Below are 20,569 nucleotides of genomic sequence, written 5' to 3'. Positions count from 1 at the left end.
GCTGCTATCCCTTTTTCTTCGCCGCCGGCTTCTTGGTCGCCGACTTCTTGGCTGTGGTTTTCTTGGCTGCAGGCGCCTTGGCCGCTGCCGCCTTGCGGAATGGCTTCTTGCCGCCACCGCCCTTGGCTTCCTTCTCGGCGATCAGCGCCAGCGCGTCCTCGACGGTCACCGACTGCGGATCCTTGCCCTTGGGCAGGGTCGCATTGACCTTGCCGTAGTTGACGTAGGGGCCGTATTTGCCGTCGCGCACGACGATCTTGCCGCCGCCATCGGGATGGTCACCGAGCTCCTTGAGCGCTGCGGCGGTGCCGCCATTGCGGCCGCCCTTACCCTTCAGCTGCTTCTCGGCGATCACCGAGACAGCGCGGTTGAGGCCGATCGAGAACACGTCCTCGATGCTCTCGACATTGGCATAGGTGCCGTCATGCAGCACGAACGGACCATAGCGGCCGAGCCCGGCCGAGATCATCTTGCCGCTCTCGGGATGCTTGCCGACATCGCGCGGCAGCGACAGCAGAGCCAGCGCCTTCTCATGGTCGATCGAGTCGGGTGTCCAGCCCTTGGGTAGGCTGGAGCGCTTGGCTTCCTTGCCGTCGCCGCGCTGGATGTAGGGGCCGAAGCGGCCTGAGCGCAGCGTGATTTCCTCTGCCGTGTAAGGGTCCTTGCCCAGCACCTTGGTGCCGTCCTCGCCGCCGCCATTCTCGCCATTCGGGTTGGCGGCGTCGCCGAGCTGGCGGGTGAAGGAGCATTCCGGATAGTTCGAGCAGCCGACAAAGGCGCCGAACTTGCCAAGCTTCAGCGACAGATTGCCGGTGCCGCATTTCGGGCAGATGCGCGGGTTGGAGCCGTCTTCACGCGCGGGAAACACCAGCGGCGCCAGTTCCTCGTTCAGCGCGTCGAGCACGTCGGTGACGCGCAATTCCTTGATGTCGGCGACGGCGCCGGAAAAATCCTTCCAGAAGTCGCGCAGCACGTCTTTCCAGGCGAGCTTGCCGTCGGAGATCTCGTCGAGCTTTTCCTCAAGCGAGGCCGTGAAATCATATTCGACATAGCGCTCGAAGAAGCTTTCGAGGAACGCCGACAGCAGCCGGCCCTTGGCCTGCGGCACCAGCCGGCGCTTGTCGATGGTGACGTAGTCGCGGTCTTCCAGCGTCTTCAGGATCGCGGTGTAGGTCGAAGGACGGCCGATGCCGAGCTCTTCCAGCTTCTTGATCAGCGTCGCCTCGGAATAGCGCGGCGGCGGCTCTGTGGTGTGCTGGGTGGCGTTGATGGCCTGGCGGGCCAGCTGCTCGCCGGCGCGGATCTCGGGCAGACGGCGGTTTTCCTCGTCTTCCGCGTCATCGTCCTTCTGGTCGGTGTAGGCGGCGATGAAGCCGTCGAAGCGCACGACCGAACCGACGGCGCGAAGTTCCGCCGTGCGGGCGCCGTTGACCGCCTCGATCTCGACCGTGGTGCGTTCGATTTCGGCCGACTGCATCTGGCTGGCGATGGCGCGCTTCCAGATCAGCTCGTAAAGCCGCAGCTGGTCAGAATCGAGATACTGCCTGACCGATGCCGGCGTGCGCATGAAATCGGTCGGGCGGATCGCTTCGTGCGCTTCCTGGGCGTTCTTGGCCTTGGTCGTGTACTGACGCGGCCTTTCCGGCAGATATCTTGCGCCGAATTCCTTGGCGATGGCGTCACGTGCGGCATCGATCGCCTCCGGCGCCATCTGCACGCCGTCGGTTCGCATGTAGGTAATCAGGCCGGTGGTCTCGCCGCCGATCTCCATGCCTTCATAGAGGCGCTGCGCCACCTGCATGGTGCGCGTGGCCGAAAAGCCGAGGCCGGAGGATGCCGCCTGCTGCAGCGTCGAGGTGGTGAAGGGCGGGCCGGGATTGCGCCGGGTTGGCTTCGCTTCCACCGACAGCGCCTTGAAGGTCGCACCTTCGAGCATGCCCTTGATGTCGTCGGCCTGCGCCTTGTTGGCGATATCGAGCTTTTGCAGCTTCTTGCGCTCGAAGGCGGTCAGCCGCGCTTCGAACGTCTCGTTGCGCGGTGTGCCGAGGAGGGCGGCGATCTGCCAGTATTCCTCGCGGATGAAGCGTTCGATTTCGGATTCGCGGTCGCAGACCAGGCGCAGCGCCACCGACTGGACACGGCCGGCCGAACGGGCGCCGGGCAATTTGCGCCACAACACGGGCGACAGCGTGAAGCCGACGAGATAGTCGAGCGCCCGGCGGGCGAGATAGGCATCGACCAGCGGCCCGTCGATCTGGCGCGGATTGGCCATCGCTTCCAGCACCGACGATTTGGTGATGGCGTTGAAGACGACGCGGCTGACCGGCTTGTCTTTCAGCGCGCGCTTCTGCTTCAGCACTTCCAGCACATGCCAGGAAATGGCTTCGCCCTCGCGATCCGGGTCGGTGGCGAGGATCAGGCCGTCGGCGTCCTTGACCGCCTTGGCGATGTCGGCGAGGCGCTTGCCCGATGCGGTGTCGACCGCCCAGGACATGGCGAAATCCTCGTCCGGACGCACCGAGCCATCCTTGGCCGGCAGATCGCGGACGTGGCCGAACGAGGCCAGAACCTTATAGTTCTTGCCGAGGTATTTGTTGATTGTCTTTGCCTTGGCCGGCGATTCGACGACGACGACGTCCATGAGTTCTCATATCAGCTGTGGTGCGGCAGAAGGATTCCGCTGCGCGCGACGAAATCTCGTTCTATTTGCCGCTCACATGGCCGCGCTTTTGCATCCGGTCAAGGGGAGGCGGCCAAATTGCCGACACGTCCGCAGCAATACACTCTTAGAGTGTATGGAGAAAATCACAGAATTCGAGGACATGCGGTTTGGGCGCCAAGTCTTGCGCAAACGACTCGGGATTGCGCGCCGGTCCGTTCTTGCAAGGCGCCGCAAAAACGAAAACTGGCCGCCGGGTCGCTTCGAGCCGGCAGCCAGCTGGGTCCCGCCGATCGGGCGGAGTAGCTGCTCGAAAGATCAGTCGGCCTTGACGATGTGCCAGACCTCGCCGACGCCGTCACCGGTGACGTCACCAGCCTTCTTGTCCTTGATGAAGGTGTAGACCGGCTTGCCGTCATAGGCCCACATCTTGGTGCCGTCGGTGCGGTCGACGATGGTCCATTCGTCATCGGCCTTGGCGCCGGCTTCGGCCTTCAGCGGCGGCCAGTTGGTGGCGCATTTGTCGTAGCAATTGGTCTTGCCCTTCTCGTCCTTGTCATAGGTGTAGAGCGTCATGCCATTGGCGTCGGTATAGATCTTGGTGCCGTTGACTTCGGCTTCCTTCCACGCTTCGGCGGCAAAGGATGCGGCGGTGCTGAGCAAAAGCGCGGCCAGGCCAACAGTGATCGTTTTCATGGAAATCTCCCTGGGCTATCCGAAGAAGCGCGCAGAAATCGCGGCTTCGCTCTGTGAACGCTTGGCGAGGGGCGTTTCTTCCCTGGCCTGGTCATCTGACGATCTGCCGGTAACAATTCCTCCAGCGGGGCCGTACCTGTAGCCAAATGCCACACGATGGTGATTGGCGTACATGGTTTTGCGTCGCTATATCGGCGCCAGCGAATCTGGAGTTTCGGGATGGCATTGGACATCGGCTATGTCAGCGCGGTCGGAGCAGGGGCGATTTCGTTCCTGTCGCCTTGCGTGCTGCCGCTGGTGCCACCCTATCTCTGCTACATGGCCGGCGTGTCGGTCGACGATTTTCGCGGTGACGATGCCGGCGTCACCGCGAAGGCCGGCGCGCGCGGCGCGCTCATCTATTCCTCGCTCGCCTTCGTGCTCGGCTTCTCCACGGTGTTCGTGGCGCTCGGCGCCGGCGCCTCGACCATTGGTCATTGGCTGCGTGTCTGGCAGGAGCAGCTGGCGATGGCCGCCGGTGTGCTGATCATCCTGATGGGGCTGAATTTCCTCGGCATCCTGCGCATCCCGCTGCTGTCGCGCGAGGCGCGCTTCCAGTCGCAGGGCAAGCCGGCCAGCATGGTCGCCGCCTATGTCATGGGACTGGCCTTCGCCTTCGGCTGGACGCCGTGCATCGGCCCGGTGCTCGGGCCGATCCTGACGCTGGCCGGCGGCCGCGAGACGGTGGGCGAGGGCGCACTGCTGCTCGCCGCCTATTCGCTCGGCCTCGGCATACCGTTCCTGATCGCCGCATTGTTTTCCGGCGCCTTCATGCGCTTCCTCGGCAAATTCCGCGTCCATCTCGGCCGCGTCGAAAAGGCGATCGGCGCGCTGCTGGTCGTCGCCGGAGTGTTCTTCCTCACCGGCGGCGTGCAGACGGTGTCCTACTGGCTGCTGGAGAATTTCCCGGTGCTGGGACGGCTTGGGTGATTTTTGTCTGATGCCGAGCCAATCTTCGTGTTCGAAGTCGTTGCAAATCAAAGCGTTGTAGTCGGCAGGTACGAGGTTGGCGCGTGGTCGCGCCTCTAGAACCGCATCGAGCGCATTTGCGGCCTGAACCAGGTTCCTCCTCTGGCATTCGGTTGCGAGGATGATGATGCATCGCCTCGAAGGGTTGGCGCAGGACGCGCGGGCACTTTCCCACGGTGGGACAACGGCCAAAACGAAACGCGCCCGTATGAAACGCCTGAGGCCGGGTGTGCCTCGTAATAGGTCGGATTTTGCCGGCACGACGCTTGCACTGTGGTGGTCGACGCAGACTGCGGGGGCAGCATTGTTGGGATGTGCTCCAAGCCCGCGTCGACCGAGGCGGCTGATGCCGCCTCGGTGCCCCCTACAGCACAATGGACGGGGGCCGGAACCTACCAGAACGGGCAATCGATGTTATGCGCGTCCTTATGTTTCGCACGCCTGAATGAAAAGGAAAGATTTTCAGTCGGATTTGATTCAAATTAATGCGGCGAGCCATTAGGGCTGGTGTGAAAGCCTTCTACTTCGCCAGAACGTTGGGTGCTGAGCAGGCTATGTACTTTCCGCAATTTCTGGTGGGCATGTTTGCGACGCGCTCGGCGTGGCGATCTGGGCTTACCTAGTGACCGGTTCCATCTGGAGTGCGTTCGGCTGGACTTTGCCCGCCCTGATTATCCTACAGGTCGGGTACATCGGTCTGGTATTGCGCCTGATCTACAAGCGGGTCTCACCACGCAGCGAGGCAAGCCCCGCGCCGCCGTACTATGGAGACTGTGTCCGGCACTAGCCGCTCTCGCCGTCACAAGAGCTTGTCGAGTGCCGGTATCTTGATACGGCCGGTGTCGGGATGATGAGCGCAATGGATGCGAGCCCATGACCTACTGATTAAAAGTCAGTTGCTCGTCCTCCATCCATCTCACCGGAATTTAACCGCATTGGTGCAGCATGGCGCCAGATGCTACCACTCTGCGAATCCTGATCCCTTTCCATACGGTTGTCCTTCCATGAGCCAGAGATCCTGCCTGTCCGTCATCCTCGCCGCCGGCGAAGGCACGCGCATGAAGAGCGCGCTGCCCAAGGTGCTGCACCAGATTGCCGGGCTGCCAATGGTTGCGCATGTGGTGAAGGCGGCGGAAGCCGCCGGTGCCGGCAGCCAGGCGCTGGTTATCGGCCATGGCGCCGACGAAATGCGCAAGGCGGCGGCGAAATTCGCGCCGAAGGCCGAGACTTTCGTGCAGGAGAAACGGCTTGGCACAGCGCATGCCGTGCTGGCCGCGCGCGAAGCAATATCAAAGGGTTATGACGATGTTCTCGTGATGTTCGGCGACACGCCGCTGATCGATGCCGAAGCGCTGACCAATGCGCGGCAAAAGCTGGCCGACGGGGCTGCCGTCGTGGTTGTCGGGTTTCGTCCGCCCAACCCGACCGGCTACGGTCGGCTGATCGAAAAGGGCGGCAAGCTCACCGCCATTCGCGAGGAGAAGGACTGCAGCGCCGAGGAGAAAAAGATCGGTTTCTGCAATGCCGGCATGATGGCGGTGGCCGGCGCTCATGCGCTGAAGCTGCTCGATGCAGTCGGCAACAAGAATGCCAAGGGCGAGTATTATCTGACCGACATTGTCGAGATCGCCAGTGCGCAAGGCCTCGATGTCGTCGCCACCGAAGCCAGCTTCGAGAGCGCGCTCGGCATCAACAACCGGGCTGAACTCGCGGAGGCGGAAGCGATCTGGCAGACGCGCAAGCGGCGCGAGGCCATGCTGTCGGGCGTCACGCTGATTGCGCCGGAAACCGTGTATTTCTCGCACGACACCGAGATTGGCGCCGATACGACCATCGAACCCAATGTCTGGTTCGGACCGGGCGTGAAAATCGCCACTGCCGCCAAGATTCACGCTTTCAGCCACATCGAAGGCGCCACCATTGCCTCCAACTGCGATGTCGGGCCGTTTGCGCGGCTGCGGCCAGGTGCCGATCTTAGGCAGAAGGCCAAGGTCGGCAATTTCTGCGAGGTCAAGCAGGCGGTTGTCGAGGAAGGCGCGAAGGTCAACCACCTGACCTATATCGGCGATGCCCGTGTGGGTGCGGGCGCCAATATCGGTGCCGGCACCATCACTTGCAACTATGACGGCTACTCAAAGTTCTTCACCGACATTGGCGAGGGCGCTTTCATCGGCTCGAACTCGTCGCTGGTGGCGCCGGTCACCATCGGCAAGGGCGGCTATATCGCCTCGGGCAGCGTGATCACCGAAAGCGTGCCCGACGAGGCGCTGGCCTTCGGCCGCGCCCGCCAGAAGACCATTCCTGGCAAAGGCAAAGAGCTGCGCGAGCGGTTCGCTTCGGCTGCGGCGGCGAAGAAGAAGTCCGCTGACCATTAGGACCCTGGCGATTAGTCGATAGCAGCCTCGCCAAAGCTGGCCGTCACCTCGATCATGCCGACGATCGCCTTGTTGAAATCGGCGAGGTCTTCAGCCGGAATCCAGTATTCAAGATGCGCCCTGCTGCCGGCATGTTCGACCTTGTAACGGTCGAGGAAGCTTTTCCGCACGTCGAAGCGGGTGACGAAACCCGAGCCGCTCGCCGGCACGTTCCAGTCGCGGGCGATCTGCGTCGCGTAGGCCTCGGTTAGAACCGGATAGAAAATCGGCTGATCGGGCAGGCGCGGCGGGAATTTGCGCATCCCCGACGCCTCGATCAGTTCCAGTTCCTTCGGTCCGACAGGACGCCAGAGTGTGACGGTGGCTTGGCTCATCATGGCCGGACCTTAGCCAGATATTGCGAAAACGAGAACCAGACGGCTGAAAAATCGAGCAATTGCAGTAACCGGATTGCAAGAGCGGCCTGTCATGGTGCATCGGGTTGAGAAGCGTCCGTTACATCGGACGAAACGCAAAGTGACTTTCGCGGCGGGCCGGCAATCCCTAGATAGCGCTGGTTTTCCATCGGGAATCGGGGGCAGGCGCATGTGCGGTATCGTCGGAATTGTCGGCCAGCAACAGGTCGCGCCGCTCATTGTCGATGCGCTGAAGCGGCTGGAGTATCGCGGCTATGACTCGGCCGGCGTCGCCACCGTCGAGCATGGCCGTCTCGGCCGCCGCCGCGCCGAAGGCAAGCTGATCAACCTCGAACGCCGGCTGAAGGACGAGCCGCTCGACGGCACCATCGGCATCGGCCACACGCGCTGGGCAACGCATGGCGTGCCCAACGAGACCAACGCGCATCCGCATTTTTCCGACGGCGTTGCCATCGTCCACAACGGCATCATCGAGAATTTCGCCGAACTGCGCGACGAGCTGATCCGCGACGGCTACGCCTTCTCGTCGCAGACCGACACCGAGGTCGTCGCGCATCTGGTGGCGCGCGAACTCGCCAAAGGCCTGAGGCCGGTCGAGGCGGCGCACCAGGCGCTGAAGCGGCTCGAAGGCGCCTTTGCGCTGGCGATCATGTTCACCGGTGACGAAGACCTTATCGTCGGCGCCCGCAATGGCCCGCCGCTCGCCGTCGGTCATGGCGAAGGCGAGATGTTTTTGGGCTCCGACGCCATCGCGCTCGCCCCGTTCACCAATTCCATCACCTATCTCGAAGACGGCGACTGGGCGGTGGTGCGCCGCGGCGGCGTCACCATTTTCGACATCGATGGCAAAAAAGTCGACCGCAAGCGCCAGCAATCGCTGTCGACCAGCTTTATGGTCGACAAGGGCAACCGCCGCCACTTCATGGAAAAGGAAATCCATGAGCAGCCCGAAGTGATCTCGCACACGCTGGCGCATTATGTCGATTTCGTCTCCGGCGTGTCAAAGCCGCTGGACCTGCCCTTCGACTTCGCCAAGATCGGCCGGCTGGCGATCTCGGCCTGCGGCACCGCCTATCTCGCCGGGCTGATCAGCAAATACTGGTTCGAGCGCTATGCGCGGCTGCCGGTCGACATCGATGTTGCCTCGGAATTCCGATACCGCGAAATGCCGCTGTCGGACAAGGACGCCGCCTTCTTCATCTCGCAGTCGGGCGAAACCGCCGACACGCTGGCGTCGCTGCGGTATTGCCGCAAGGCCGGGATGAAGATCGGCGCCATCGTCAATGTGCGCGAATCGACCATGGCGCGCGAATCCGATGTCGTCCTGCCGACGCTCGCCGGCCCGGAGATCGGCGTTGCCTCGACCAAGGCTTTCACCTGCCAGCTTTCGGTGCTGGCTTCGCTTGCGGTGCGCGCCGGCGTGGCGCGCGGCACGATCTCGAAGGATGAGGAAAAGACGCTGGTGCGTGCGCTTTCGGAGGCGCCGCGCTACGCCAACCAGGTGCTGAAGCTCGAAGAGCAGATCGAGCGCATCGCGCGCGAAATCTCGCGCTACAAGGACGTGCTCTATCTCGGCCGCGATACCAATTTCCCGCTGGCCATGGAAGGCGCGCTGAAACTCAAGGAAATCTCGTACATCCATGCGGAGGGTTACGCCGCGGGCGAGCTGAAGCACGGTCCGATCGCGCTGATCGACGAGAACATGCCGGTTATCGTCATTGCGCCGCATGACCGCATCTTCGAAAAGACCGTGTCGAACATGCAGGAAGTGGCGGCGCGCGGCGGCAAGATCATCCTGATCACCGATGCCAAGGGCGCGGCCCAGGTGAGCGTCAAGACGATGGAGACGATCATCCTGCCCGACGTGCCGGAGATCATCTCGCCGATCATCTACGCACTGCCGATACAGATGCTGGCCTATTACGCCGCCGTGTTCATGGGCACCGACGTCGACCAGCCGCGCAATCTGGCGAAATCGGTGACGGTGGAGTAGGGCGCCGCTCATTGGCGGTCTTTAAAAACTTCGCAGTTCCAAAGCGCCTTGCGGTTCACTAATGTTGCGCTGCAACCCGCGCCCCGGTGAACCATGTCCGATGCTCCCAGAACTTCCGGCATGACCCGGCTGAGGAATTATTTCCTCACAGGCTTCATTGTCTGCGCGCCGCTGGCGATCACTGCCTATATCGCCTGGTCGTTTATCGGCTGGGTCGATTCATGGGTAAAACCCTACATTCCGGCGCGCTACAGCCCCGACACCTACCTGCCGTTTCCGGTTCCCGGTTTCGGCCTGATCGTGGCGCTCATCCTGATCACGCTGATCGGCTTCATGACCGCCAACATTGTCGGCCGCGCTATCGTCAATTTCGGCGAGCGGCTGCTTGGCCGCATGCCGCTGGTGCGCGGCATCTACGGTTCGCTGAAGCAGATTTTCCAGACGGTGCTGTCGAACAAGGGCGACATGTTCCGCCAGGTCGGGCTGGTCGAATATCCGCGCAAGGGCGTCTGGTCGCTGGTCTTCGTCGCCAGCGAGAAGGAAACCGAGATCAACCGGAAGCTCGACCAGGAGGGCGATCCGATGATCGCGGTGTTCATGCCGTGCACGCCGAATCCGACCACCGGTTTCCTGATGTATGTGCTGAAATCCGATATCGTGTTGCTCGACATGACGATCGAGGACGGCGCCAGGCTGATCGTTTCGGCCGGGCTGGTAGCGCCCGAGGTCAAGCCGAAAATGGTGACGGTGAACGGTGAGCCGATCGAAGGAGATCTCGCCAATCCGCCGCTTGGCGTCCTGGCTCAGCCGGCGCGCAAAAGCCGGACAGCCTCGTCGCGGCCGAACAAATAGAGCAACAGGCGCAGCGCGTCGCCACGCTCCGACTGCAGTTCCGGGTCGCGCGACAGGATCAACCGCGCATCGTCGCGAGCAGCTTCCAGAAGGTCGGCATGCGCCTCGATGCGCGCCACCTGGAAGCCCGGCGTGCCGGATTGGCGGGTGCCCAACAACTCGCCTTCGCCGCGCAGTTTCAGATCCTCCTCGGCGATCAGGAAACCGTCCTCGGTCTCGCGCATCACCGACAGCCGGCGTTTGGCCGTCTCGCCGAGCGGGTCCTTGTAGAGCAATACGCAAGAGGAGGGCTTGTCGCCGCGCCCGACGCGGCCGCGCAACTGGTGTAGTTGCGCCAGACCAAAACGCTCGGCGTGCTCGATGACCATGATCGTGGCATCCGGCACGTCGACGCCGACTTCGATCACCGTGGTGGCGATCAGGATGCGGGTCTCGCCGACCTTGAAGGCGCGCATCGCCTCGTCCTTTTCGGCGCCCTTCATGCGGCCATGGACGAGGCCGATGCGGTCGCCGAACAAAGGTTGCAGCGAGGCAAATCGGTCCTCGGCCGACATCAGCTTGATCTCTTCGGATTCCTCGACCAGCGGGCAGATCCAGTAGATCTTCTGGCCGTCGGCGACGGCGTCGAGCATGCGGCCGACCAGTTCGTCCAGCCGCTCCAGCGGCAAAGTGACGGTACGGATCGGCTGGCGGCCGACCGGTTTTTCCGTCAGCTTGGAGACGTCCATGTCGCCGAAAGCGGTCAGCACCAGAGTGCGCGGGATCGGAGTCGCCGTCATCACCAGCATGTCGGGCGCGTCGCCCTTGGCGGTGATGGCAAGCCGCTGGTGGACACCGAAGCGGTGTTGCTCGTCGACGACGGCAAAGACGAGGTCGTGATAGGTCACCGTTTCCTGAAACAGCGCATGGGTGCCGACGACGATGTCGATGTCGCCGCTGGCAAGACCTGCCAGCGTTTCGGTGCGCTCGCGGCCCTTCTCCCGGCCGGTCAGGATGGCGACACGCAGGCCGGCCTGTTCGGCCAGCGGCGTGATCGTTGCCAGATGCTGGCGCGCCAGGATTTCGGTCGGCGCCATCAGCGCTGCCTGTCCGCCGGCCTCGACGGCGCGCGCCATGGCAAGCAGCGCCACCACCGTCTTGCCGGAGCCGACATCGCCCTGCAGCAGGCGCAGCATGCGTTCGGGGTCGGCGAGATCGGCGTTGATTTCGGCGAGTGCGAATTCCTGTGAAGGGGTGAGCTTGTAGGGCAGGGCCGCGCGCAACTTCTCGACGATTCGGCCGTCGCCGATCAGCGGTCGGCCCGACAGGCGGCGCACTTTTGCCCGTACCAGGGCGAGCGACACCTGGCCGGCCAAAAGCTCGTCATAGGCAAGGCGTCGCCATGCCGATCCTTCGATGGCGACGTCGATCGGGTCCGCGGGATAGTGGATGCGGGCGAGCGCATCGGCGAATGCGGGGAACGTCTGCTTGCGCATAAAGGCAGCGTCCTGCCATTCCGGCAGTTCCGGCAAGCGGCCGAGTGCCTGGCCGATGGCGCGGCGCAGCACCTTGCCTGACAGGCCGGCGGTGAGCGGATAGACCGGCTCAACCAGCGGCAGGGTCTCCGCCTCGCTGACCAGCGCGATATGGTCAGGGTGGACCATGGTCGGGCGGCCATTGAACCACTCCATGCGGCCGGACACGATGACATGTTCGCCCACCGGCATCGCCTTTTCGAGGTAGGCGGTATGGGCGTGAAAGAAGGTCAGCCCGATCTCGCCGGTGTCGTCATGGGCATAGACGCGGTAGGGCACCGACCGGTTGCCGCGCGGCGGCGGCTGGTGGCGGTCGATGCGCACGTCGAGCGTGACGATGGCGCCGGCTGGTGCCAGCGCGATGCCGGGACGGTTGCGGCGGTCGATGACGGTGTGCGGCAGCACGAACAACAGGTCGCCGGCACGAGCGGGCCGATCGCCGAGATCGGCTGCCACCACCTTCTCGATCAGCGCGCCAACCTTCGGCCCGACGCCGGCAAGCGAAGTGATGGGGACGAATAGGGGATCGAGGAGGGAAGGTCTCATTCGCAAGAGACCGCGCGATGTGGACGCCCAGTCCTACCCCCCTCTGTCCTGCCGGACATCTCCCCCTCAAGGGGGGAGATTAGCAGTCTTGGCCGCACCGCCAATCTTGCAGCGTTGGAGATTGGCGAAAGCCGAAATGATGTCCAATCTCCCCCCTTGAGGGGGAGATGGCCGGCAGGCCAGAGTGGGGTGCTAGCACCAACGTTGTCAGGAGTGTTCTTCACACCCGGGATGTTTAGACGCTCACTCGGTTGTTGCAAGGCTGACACCGCCCTCTATCCACGCTATATGCGCCGCACCAAGCGAGGATGCGGCACGATGACCGGGACGAAACGATCAAGCGAGGGGCTGGATATCAGGCGTCGCAAGCTGTTGTTCCGCTCCTGGCATCGCGGTATGCGCGAGATGGACCTGATCCTCGGCACCTTTGCCGACAACGAGATCGGCGCCTTGACCGGCGACGAAATCGACCAATATGAAAGGCTCCTCGACATTCCCGACACCGAATTCCTGCCCATGGTCACCGGCGAACGCCCGGTTCCCGGGGATATCGACTGTGCCGTCCTGCAAAAGATCCTGGCATCGCGCCGGACCATGACATTCTGAACACAAGCAATTCCAGGAAAAGTGCGAAGCGGTTTCCCTCCGGAATTGCGACAACCAAGACCGTGCAACCATGAGTCTCATCCCAAAAATCGGTCTGCCGAAAGGCCGCGCCGGCCAGTTCATCGTCGACGGCGTCGCCGACGGCTACGAAGCCTTTGCGCTGGTGCAGGCGATCCATGAGATCGCGCCGGACAAGCCGGTGCTGTTCGTGGGGCGCGACGGCCAGCGCCTGCCGGCGATCACCGAGGCACTGACCTTTGCCTCGCCCGGCCTGCCGGTGCTGGAATTGCCGGCCTGGGATTGTCTGCCCTACGACCGCGTCTCGCCGGGCTCGGATGCCGCAGCCAAGCGGCTCGATGCGCTCACCGCAATGATAGCGCTGGCCAAAAAGCCGCATCGCGCCGTCATCCTGACGACCGCCAATGCACTGCTGCAGCGCATTCCTCCGGCTGATCTGGTCGAAGCGCAGACGTTCCACGCCAGGCCCGGCAACCAGATCGACATGAATGCGCTGGTGTCGCGGCTGGAGATTTCCGGCTTCGAACGGGTGCCGACGGTGCGCGGCGTCGGCGAATTCGCGGTGCGCGGCGGCATCCTCGACCTTTACGCGCCCGGCTGGACGGAGGCGCTGCGGCTCGATTTCTTCGGCGACACGCTGGAATCGATCCGCGTCTTCGATGCCGCCACGCAGCGCACCACCGGCCAGCGCAAGTCGATGGCGCTGCAGGCGATGAGCGAAGTGGCGCTGACCCCGGAAACCATCAGCCGCTTTCGCCGCTCCTACATCGAGGCCTTTGGCGCGCCGCAGCGCGATGACGGGCTTTACGCGGCGGTGAGCGAAGGCCGGCGCTTCGCCGGCATGGAACATTGGCTGCCGCTGTTCTACGAGCGGCTGGAGACGGTGTTCGACTATCTGCCGGATGCGCCTGTCATCTTCGACCATCTGGCGCATGAGGCGCTGGCCGAGCGCCACACGCTGATCCTCGACCACTATGAAGCGCGCCGCAAACAAGCTGACGCCGCCTTGAAGGACGCCGTGCCCTACAAGCCGGTGGCGCCGGACCTGCTCTACCTCTCGCCGGAAAACCTCGTGGCTTCGCTCGGGCCGCGCGAAGCCATCGACTTCACCGCTTTCGATGCGCCGGACGTCGGCGCCAAAAAAGTCTTTCATGGCGGCTCGCGCCATGGCCGCAGCTTTGCCGAGGAACGCGCCGACCCTAACGCCAACGTCTTCGATGTCGTGGTGAAGCATATTGCCAGCGAGCGCGCGGCGCGCCGCCGCGTCATCGTCGCCGGCTGGACTGAAGGCTCGCTCGACCGGCTCGGCCAGATTCTCGCCGAACATCATCTCGGCAATCTCGTGCCGGTGGCGACGCTCTCCGAGGCGGAAAAGCTCGAGCCGGGGCAGGCAGCGCTTGCCGTGCTGCCGCTGGAATCCGGCTTCGAGACCGAACAGCTAGTCGTCGTCGCCGAACAGGACATTTTGGGCGACCGGCTGATCCGGCGCTCAAAACGCAAGAAGCGCGCGTCCGACTTCATCGCCGAGGCGTCGTCGCTTTCGGCCGGCGACATCGTCGTCCATTCCGACCACGGCATTGGCCGCTTCATCGGCCTGCGCACCATCGAGGCGGTCGGCGCGCCGCATGACTGCCTGGAAATCCACTATGCCGGCGACGACCGGCTGTTCCTGCCGGTGGAAAACATCGAGCTTCTGTCGCGCTACGGTTCGGATTCGGCCGAAGCGTCGCTGGACAAGCTCGGCGGCGGTGCCTGGCAGTCGCGCAAGGCACGGCTGAAGAAACGCCTGCTCGACATGGCGGGGCAGCTGATCCGTATCGCCGCCGAACGTCAAATGCGTTCCGCCCCCACCATGGTGCCGGCGGAAGGGCTCTATGGCGAGTTCTCCGCGCGCTTCCCCTATGAGGAGACCGACGACCAGCAGGGCGCGATCGATTCCGTCATGGACGATCTCGGCGCCGGCAAGCCGATGGACCGACTGATCTGCGGCGATGTCGGCTTCGGCAAGACGGAAGTGGCGCTGCGCGCCGCTTTCATCGCGGCCATGGAGGGCTTCCAGGTTGCGGTCGTGGTGCCGACAACGCTGTTGTCGCGCCAGCATTTCAAGACGTTTTCGCAGCGCTTCTCCGGCCTGCCGATCCGCGTCGCCCAAGCCTCACGTCTGGTCGGCGCCAAGGAACTGGCGGAAACCAAGAAAGGCATCGCCGAGGGCCAGGTCGACATCGTCATCGGCACCCATGCGCTGCTGGGATCCGCGATCTCGTTCAAGAATCTCGGCCTCTTGATCATCGACGAGGAGCAGCACTTTGGCGTCAAGCACAAGGAGCGGCTGAAGGACCTCAAGACCGACGTCCATGTGCTGACGTTGTCGGCGACGCCGATCCCGCGCACCTTGCAGCTTGCCTTGACCGGCGTGCGCGAACTGTCGCTGATCGCCACGCCGCCGGTCGACCGCATGGCAGTGCGCACCTTCATCTCGCCCTTCGATCCGTTGGTGATCCGCGAAACGCTGCTGCGCGAGCGCTATCGCGGCGGCCATTCCTTCTATGTCGTGCCGCGCATCAGCGATCTCGCCGAAATCCATGATTTCCTGAAGGAATCCGTGCCGGAGCTGAAAGTCGCGGTGGCCCATGGCCAGATGCCGCCCGGCGAGCTCGACGACATCATGAACGCCTTCTACGACGGCCAGTACGACGTGCTTTTGTCGACCACGATCGTCGAATCCGGGCTCGACATCCCGACCGCCAACACGCTGATCATCCATCGCGCCGACATGTTCGGCCTGTCGCAGCTTTATCAGCTGCGCGGCCGAGTCGGCCGCTCCAAGGTGCGGGCATACGCGCTGTTCACGTTGCCGGCCAACCGCAAGCTCACCGACACTGCCGAGCGCCGGCTGAAGGTGCTGCAGTCGCTGGACACGCTCGGCGCCGGCTTCCAGCTCGCCAGCCACGACCTCGACATCAGGGGCGCCGGCAATCTGCTGGGCGAAGAGCAATCCGGCCATATCAAGGAGGTCGGCTTCGAACTCTACCAGCAGATGCTGGAAGAGGCTGTCGCCGAAGTGAAGGATTCCGGCGAGGTCCAGGACGGCGGCTGGTCGCCGCAGATCGCCGTCGGCACGGCTGTCATGATCCCGGAAAGCTATGTGCCGGATCTGCAGCTCAGGCTGGCGCTTTATCGCCGCTTGGGCGACCTCGAAAATACCGATGAAATCGACGCCTTCGGCGCCGAACTGATCGACCGTTTCGGGCCGCTGCCGGAGGAAGTAAAACATCTGCTCAAGATCGTCTTCATCAAGGCGCTCTGCCGTAAGGCCAATGTCGAGAAGCTCGATGCCGGGCCAAAGGGTGTCGTCATCCACTTCCGCAAGCGCGAATTCTCCAACCCGGTCGGGCTGGTCAAGTTCATCGGTGAGCAAGGTTCGCTGGCCAAGATCCGGCCGGACCACAGCGTTGTCTTTGCCCGCGACTGGCCGACGGCTGAGAAGCGGCTGGCAGGTTCGGCTGTCGTCATGACCCAGTTGGCGCGGCTGGTGGAGAAGGCCGCCTAGGCTTTCGGATGGAAGTTTGACTGCGGCTGCAGGTCGGATGCCGAGAAAGTACCAGCGCCAACGATGACTTGCCCGGCAGGAACCGTGATGCCGCGAGCGGCGCCGGCGCCTTTCAGCAATCCGGCCCGGCGGTCGGGGTCTGGCTCGCGAAAACTGCCGCCCGGCTCCAGCCGGCAGCTGTCGACGGTGATTGCGCCGAGAAGCTGGCTGCCCGAACCGAGCATCGTCTCGCCGAACACCGCTGCGCCATTGAGGTAGCGGCCTTCATCGCCGATTTCGATCAAGGCTCCCGGCCTGTTGGCCTTGGCGGTAAAGCCACCTTCGCCAAACTGGTTGCGTGAGCCAACGCGGACTACGCCAGACGATGCTTCGAACAGCGTGTCGGCGTGAAAACTGTTGGCATCGCCGATCTCCAGCGCGCCACCGTTGGTGCAGAACAGATAGACGCCGGGAAAGAAGACGTTGCCGTGGCCGATGACGGCCCGAGCGGAAATCAGCGTGGAGTAGGGGTCGTAGATCACGTTGGCGCGCTCGGACAGGCCGACCACATCTTCGATCGTCAACAGGCCCTGGTCGCGGCGCACGCGGTCAAGATAGGCTGATACGGTCATAGGGGCTCCATGGCGAATTATGCGCGGCGAACAAGGATCGGCGAAGGTGAGCTCGGTGAAGATCGGTCCAAGGGCCAGTGATATTGTACAGTCGTCGGGAGCGTAAGATGCCAGCGTGGGGTCGCGGCATAGCGTTCCCCACCATTCGCCAGCGCTTGAATTCCGGTCTAGAATAGGAAATCGGCTTCGTGTATGGAGCCGCGAACCCCATATGGGGCGGGAATGGCGGGCAAAGCCCCGCTGGAAAGAGCGTTTGGGTGCAGCGATGACGAAATGGTCGCCGAATTCTTGGAGAGCAAAGCCGATCAAGCAGGTCCCTGCCTATCCGGACCTTGCCGCGCTGAAGAACACGGAAGCCCAGCTCGCCACCTTTCCGCCGCTGGTTTTTGCCGGCGAAGCACGCAAGCTGAAGAAGCAGCTCGCGGCCGTGGCAAACGGCGAGGCCTTCCTGCTCCAGGGTGGCGATTGCGCCGAGAGTTTCGCCGAGCATGGCGCGGACAATATCCGCGACTTCTTCCGCGTTTTCCTGCAAATGTCGGTGGTGCTTACCTTTGCCGGCGCGCAGCCGGTGGTGAAGGTCGGCCGCGTCGCCGGCCAGTTCGCCAAGCCGCGCTCGTCCGACAACGAGACCAAGGGCGAGGTGACGCTGCCGAGCTATCGCGGTGACATCATCAATGGCATCGAGTTCGACGCCAAGTCGCGCATTCCCGACCCGGCTCGCCAGGAGATGGCCTACCGCCAGTCGGCGGCGACGCTCAACCTGTTGCGCGCCTTCGCTCAGGGCGGCTACGCCAGCCTGGAGAATGTGCATCGCTGGATGCTCGGCTTCGTCTCCGACAGCCCGCAGGGTGAAAAATACGAGTCGCTTGCCAACCGCATCACAGAGACTATGGACTTCATGAAGGCCGTCGGCATCACCTCGGAGACCAACTACGCGCTGCGCGAGACCGATTTCTACACCAGCCACGAGGCGCTGCTGCTCGGCTATGAAGAGGCGCTGACCCGTGTCGATTCGACCTCTGGCGACTGGTACGCCACGTCGGGCCACATGATCTGGATCGGCGACCGCACCCGCCAGCCCGACCATGCGCATGTCGAATATTGCCGCGGCATCAAGAACCCGCTCGGCCTCAAATGCGGTCCGTCGCTGACGCCAGACGGCTTGCTGGAATTGATCGACCTGCTCAATCCGGAGAATGAGCCGGGCCGGCTGACGCTGATCGCCCGCTTCGGCTCCGACAAGGTCGCCGACTATCTGCCGAAGCTGGTGCGCGCTGTGCAGAAGGAAGGCCGCAGCGTCGTGTGGTCATCCGACCCGATGCACGGCAACACCATCGAGGCGGCCGGCTACAAGACGCGGCCGTTCGACCGCATCCTCAAGGAAGTACAGACCTTCTTCGAGGTGCATCGCGCTGAGGGCACTCATCCCGGCGGCATCCATGTCGAGATGACCGGCAAGAACGTCACCGAATGCACCGGCGGCGCCCGCGCCATCACCGCCGAGGAATTGCAGGACCGCTACCACACCCATTGCGACCCGCGCCTCAATGCTGATCAGGCCATCGAGCTGGCTTTCCTGGTCTCCGATTTGCTCAAGAAGAGCCATCCGGTTCAGCACAAGCAGGCCGTGAACGGCTGAACCCGATTGCTGGCTGACTTGGTCGAAGCGCCGGAGAAATCCGGCGCTTTTTTCGTTTTGTGACGATGCATGACGGGTTGTCATCACATCCGAACTGACGAAAATGTGTCCGCGCGCGACCATTGCAAGACCAAGATTGAGGCGGAACGCGGAAGCTCCGAGCCCTCTGCATCCGGTCGCCAGCACCATGCGCCACGAGCACGCCATCATTCATCACCGCGCGCTTGACTTCTGGTTGGCGCGCGCCGCGGTCCTCGTCATCATCTGCCTGCAGCTTCTGGTCATCAACGACCTGTCGTTCGGGCCGCGTTGGCTGGCGCCCGTGATCGAGGCGACGCTGCTTGTGCCGCTGTCGATCGCGACCGCCTGGACACAGATGGCGACGCAGAAGGCCGTCGACCACGAGCATTGGTATGCGATCGGCCGGTTTCGCGTTTACATCCGCCGGACGGCGCTGGTCACGACCTGCGTCATCAGCATCATGAACTGCGGGGCACTGGTCCTGCTGGTCAAGGCGCTGCTCGAAGGCCATGCGGGCGCCGGAACGACGCTGCTTGTCGATGCGCTGAACATCTGGGTCACCAATGTCATCGTCTTCGCTCTGTGGTTTTGGAGCACCGACCGGGGCGGACCGCCGACCTGCGGTCTGGTCAAGCGCGCGCAGGCCGACTTCCTGTTTCCGCAAATGACGCTGCCCGACCGCGAAACCCATGGCTGGCTGCCGGGCTTCATCGACTATGTGTTCCTGGCTTTCACCAATGCGACGGCGTTCTCGCCGACCGACACCTTGCCGCTCAGCCAGCGTGCCAAGCTGCTGATGATGGCGGAGGCGATGATCTCGCTGCTGACGATCGCGCTGGTGGCGGCGCGTGCCGTGAACATCCTCGCTTAGCGGGGAGGCGGTTTAGCGCCCCGTTCCCAGCGCAGTCCATTCAGCCGGGGATCATTGGCGAAAGCGGTTCTGGAGAACTCGATTCGCCTTTCCGGAAATTCGCAGATCGCCTGGACGCCGAATGAGCCGAGCCGGATGCGCCAGGTGTGCGGCTCCAGCGGCTTGGCCTTGGCAAACCCACGGCATGTCAGCAGCGCTACATTGGTGCCCTTCGGATCGCGCGCCGAACGGTAGCGGATCGCCTCCATCCCGGCTTCGCGCGCGACGTCGGCAATCGCCTGACAGGCGGCATAATCGGTCGGATGCGTCCACTGAGCCTCATCGCGATCGAGCGGCGGCCGCGTCAGGTCGACGGCTTTGTCGGTGTGGATCGCAGCGGCGAAGGCGGTGTATTCGGCGGCGTCGTGCGGCCACGGCGTGTCGGGCGAATCGGCGAAGAACAGCAAGCGGTAGAAGGCCATTTCAGCGACTGCGGTCATGATCGTCTCCGCCGCGTAATAGACGCCAAGGGTGCGGCCGGCGCGGCGGAAGCGCGAGCCGTAGGGATAGACCGAGCCGTAGCGGAAGGGCGTCGCGAGGAGGTAGTGGAGATGCCGGCATTCAAGGGGGATCTGCGGCTTGGTCTCCTCGATCAGATCCTCGAGCAGGGCCTGTTCGTCCAGCGTGTCGACAACCTTCAGCGTCGAGACCCGGTGCTGCGCCTCGACCATGCGCCAGTATTTGCCGTCGAGCCGCTCAGACGAGAGCGCGTCGGGAGTCCAGATAGGCAATGACATCGACAAGCCCGGTGATGGTGAGGATCTTTTCAAGCGGGCTGCCATCGAACGCCGTGTTGGCGTTCTTCAGCCATGCCCGGGCTATCGTCTCGTCACCGCCGACAATGGCGTCGAGCGAACGGAACAGCCGCACGAACAGCACCGCAAGCTCGAACGGCTTGGTGCCGCGCTCCAGCAGGAATTCCTGCCTGCGCATGCGCGAAACCGTGGCTTCCGAGACGCCGATGATCGACGCCAGCATCCTGGAGGTAATATCCAGGAGCTCGGCCGCGCGCAGTGTTGCCTTGGTCAGAACCGCGTTTTCGGCCGTCTTGGCGGCTATTTTGGGTTGTGTCGTCGACATGGCCTCTCTCTTTCCATGGAAAATATAGTCCACGAAAATTCATATGGAAAGAGACGATATTCGATAAATTTGCCT

15 protein-coding genes are annotated in these 20,569 nt (G+C 63.3%); 8 read left to right on the top strand and 7 right to left on the bottom strand.

Going from position 1 to position 20,569, the window contains the following annotated elements; genetic code table 11:
- Positions 1 to 4 precede the first annotated feature (4 nt).
- Positions 5 to 2,641: a type I DNA topoisomerase gene (topA, locus tag AC1DYC_RS07810; protein WP_477405214.1), complete on the bottom strand. Its 2,637-nt coding sequence runs from the start codon at positions 2,639 to 2,641 to the stop codon at positions 5 to 7.
- Positions 2,642 to 2,977: 336 nt separating this feature from the next.
- A complete protein-coding gene (locus AC1DYC_RS07805) occupies positions 2,978 to 3,355 on the bottom strand; it encodes a COG4315 family predicted lipoprotein (RefSeq protein WP_454574111.1) in 378 nt (125 codons plus the stop codon).
- A gap of 219 nt (positions 3,356 to 3,574) precedes the next feature.
- Between AC1DYC_RS07805 and AC1DYC_RS07800 the strand changes: the two genes are divergently transcribed.
- Together AC1DYC_RS07800 and glmU are read left to right on the top strand one after the other, a co-directional pair.
- Entirely contained in the window at positions 3,575 to 4,324 is a 750-nt protein-coding gene (locus AC1DYC_RS07800; protein ID WP_477405212.1) for a cytochrome c biogenesis CcdA family protein, read from the top strand.
- Positions 4,325 to 5,367: 1,043 nt separating this feature from the next.
- Positions 5,368 to 6,738 carry a bifunctional UDP-N-acetylglucosamine diphosphorylase/glucosamine-1-phosphate N-acetyltransferase GlmU gene (gene glmU, locus AC1DYC_RS07795; RefSeq protein WP_477405210.1) on the top strand — a complete coding sequence of 457 codons (1,371 nt, stop codon included), beginning with the start codon at positions 5,368 to 5,370 and terminating at the stop codon, positions 6,736 to 6,738.
- Positions 6,739 to 6,749: 11 nt separating this feature from the next.
- Here the strand turns inward: glmU and AC1DYC_RS07790 are convergent, their stop codons facing one another.
- Positions 6,750 to 7,115, bottom strand: a complete 366-nt coding sequence (locus AC1DYC_RS07790; protein WP_477405208.1) for an ADP-ribosylation/crystallin J1 — start codon at positions 7,113 to 7,115, stop codon at positions 6,750 to 6,752.
- A 208-nt stretch (positions 7,116 to 7,323) separates the two neighbouring features.
- On the opposite strand from AC1DYC_RS07790, the gene glmS reads away from it, so the two are divergent.
- Positions 7,324 to 9,147: a glutamine--fructose-6-phosphate transaminase (isomerizing) gene (gene glmS, locus AC1DYC_RS07785; RefSeq protein ID WP_477405206.1), complete on the top strand. Its 1,824-nt coding sequence runs from the start codon at positions 7,324 to 7,326 to the stop codon at positions 9,145 to 9,147.
- Between the two features lie 93 nt (positions 9,148 to 9,240).
- Positions 9,241 to 9,999, top strand: a complete 759-nt coding sequence (locus AC1DYC_RS07780) for a DUF502 domain-containing protein (RefSeq protein WP_477405204.1) — start codon at positions 9,241 to 9,243, stop codon at positions 9,997 to 9,999.
- Here the strand turns inward: AC1DYC_RS07780 and recG are convergent.
- Positions 9,951 to 12,059, bottom strand: coding sequence for an ATP-dependent DNA helicase RecG (recG, locus tag AC1DYC_RS07775; RefSeq protein ID WP_477405203.1), 2,109 nt, complete (start codon positions 12,057 to 12,059; stop codon positions 9,951 to 9,953). The two genes, AC1DYC_RS07780 and recG, sit on opposite strands and share 49 nt — an antisense overlap.
- A gap of 318 nt (positions 12,060 to 12,377) precedes the next feature.
- On the opposite strand from recG, the gene AC1DYC_RS07770 reads away from it, so the two are divergent.
- Both AC1DYC_RS07770 and mfd read left to right on the top strand, forming a co-directional pair.
- Positions 12,378 to 12,665 carry an FAD assembly factor SdhE gene (locus tag AC1DYC_RS07770; RefSeq protein ID WP_142864970.1) on the top strand — a complete coding sequence of 96 codons (288 nt, stop codon included), beginning with the start codon at positions 12,378 to 12,380 and terminating at the stop codon, positions 12,663 to 12,665.
- A gap of 70 nt (positions 12,666 to 12,735) precedes the next feature.
- The gene (gene mfd / locus AC1DYC_RS07765) at positions 12,736 to 16,233 is read left to right on the top strand and encodes a transcription-repair coupling factor (protein WP_477405201.1); all 3,498 of its coding nucleotides are present in this window, start codon (positions 12,736 to 12,738) and stop codon (positions 16,231 to 16,233) included.
- Here the strand turns inward: mfd and AC1DYC_RS07760 are convergent.
- A complete protein-coding gene (locus AC1DYC_RS07760) occupies positions 16,230 to 16,844 on the bottom strand; it encodes an AraC family transcriptional regulator (protein WP_477405199.1) in 615 nt (204 codons plus the stop codon). The genes mfd and AC1DYC_RS07760 overlap by 4 nt on opposite strands.
- A gap of 265 nt (positions 16,845 to 17,109) precedes the next feature.
- On the opposite strand from AC1DYC_RS07760, the gene AC1DYC_RS07755 reads away from it, so the two are divergent.
- A complete protein-coding gene (locus tag AC1DYC_RS07755) occupies positions 17,110 to 18,483 on the top strand; it encodes a class II 3-deoxy-7-phosphoheptulonate synthase (RefSeq protein ID WP_477405197.1) in 1,374 nt (457 codons plus the stop codon).
- A gap of 187 nt (positions 18,484 to 18,670) precedes the next feature.
- Positions 18,671 to 19,375 (top strand): hypothetical protein, encoded by a 705-nt coding sequence (locus tag AC1DYC_RS07750; protein WP_477405195.1) that lies wholly within the window; start codon positions 18,671 to 18,673, stop codon positions 19,373 to 19,375.
- On the opposite strand, the gene AC1DYC_RS07745 is transcribed toward AC1DYC_RS07750, so the two are convergent.
- Together AC1DYC_RS07745 and AC1DYC_RS07740 are read right to left on the bottom strand one after the other, a co-directional pair.
- A complete protein-coding gene (locus AC1DYC_RS07745) occupies positions 19,372 to 20,151 on the bottom strand; it encodes an RES family NAD+ phosphorylase (RefSeq protein WP_477405193.1) in 780 nt (259 codons plus the stop codon). The genes AC1DYC_RS07750 and AC1DYC_RS07745 overlap by 4 nt on opposite strands.
- On the bottom strand, positions 20,111 to 20,494 hold the full coding sequence (locus tag AC1DYC_RS07740; RefSeq protein ID WP_477306444.1) for an antitoxin Xre/MbcA/ParS toxin-binding domain-containing protein: 384 nt from the start codon (positions 20,492 to 20,494) through the stop codon (positions 20,111 to 20,113). Before AC1DYC_RS07740 ends, AC1DYC_RS07745 begins: the two co-directional genes overlap by 41 nt.
- Positions 20,495 to 20,569 lie beyond the last annotated feature (75 nt).

This window comes from Mesorhizobium sp. P2_E7, from assembly GCF_056403855.1.
The sequence above is the reverse complement of the archived record's forward strand: the minus strand, read 5'-3'. Positions and strand labels throughout refer to the sequence as shown.

Coding starts and splice junctions, on each gene's coding strand:
- topA (WP_477405214.1), bottom strand. CDS start 2,641: ATGGACGTCGTCGTCGTCGAATCGCCGGCCAAGGCAAAGACAATCAAC.
- AC1DYC_RS07805 (WP_454574111.1), bottom strand. CDS start 3,355: ATGAAAACGATCACTGTTGGCCTGGCCGCGCTTTTGCTCAGCACCGCC.
- AC1DYC_RS07800 (WP_477405212.1), top strand. CDS start 3,575: ATGGCATTGGACATCGGCTATGTCAGCGCGGTCGGAGCAGGGGCGATT.
- glmU (WP_477405210.1), top strand. CDS start 5,368: ATGAGCCAGAGATCCTGCCTGTCCGTCATCCTCGCCGCCGGCGAAGGC.
- AC1DYC_RS07790 (WP_477405208.1), bottom strand. CDS start 7,115: ATGATGAGCCAAGCCACCGTCACACTCTGGCGTCCTGTCGGACCGAAG.
- glmS (WP_477405206.1), top strand. CDS start 7,324: ATGTGCGGTATCGTCGGAATTGTCGGCCAGCAACAGGTCGCGCCGCTC.
- AC1DYC_RS07780 (WP_477405204.1), top strand. CDS start 9,241: ATGTCCGATGCTCCCAGAACTTCCGGCATGACCCGGCTGAGGAATTAT.
- recG (WP_477405203.1), bottom strand. CDS start 12,059: ATGAGACCTTCCCTCCTCGATCCCCTATTCGTCCCCATCACTTCGCTT.
- AC1DYC_RS07770 (WP_142864970.1), top strand. CDS start 12,378: ATGACCGGGACGAAACGATCAAGCGAGGGGCTGGATATCAGGCGTCGC.
- mfd (WP_477405201.1), top strand. CDS start 12,736: ATGAGTCTCATCCCAAAAATCGGTCTGCCGAAAGGCCGCGCCGGCCAG.
- AC1DYC_RS07760 (WP_477405199.1), bottom strand. CDS start 16,844: ATGACCGTATCAGCCTATCTTGACCGCGTGCGCCGCGACCAGGGCCTG.
- AC1DYC_RS07755 (WP_477405197.1), top strand. CDS start 17,110: ATGACGAAATGGTCGCCGAATTCTTGGAGAGCAAAGCCGATCAAGCAG.
- AC1DYC_RS07750 (WP_477405195.1), top strand. CDS start 18,671: ATGCGCCACGAGCACGCCATCATTCATCACCGCGCGCTTGACTTCTGG.
- AC1DYC_RS07745 (WP_477405193.1), bottom strand. CDS start 20,151: ATGTCATTGCCTATCTGGACTCCCGACGCGCTCTCGTCTGAGCGGCTC.
- AC1DYC_RS07740 (WP_477306444.1), bottom strand. CDS start 20,494: ATGTCGACGACACAACCCAAAATAGCCGCCAAGACGGCCGAAAACGCG.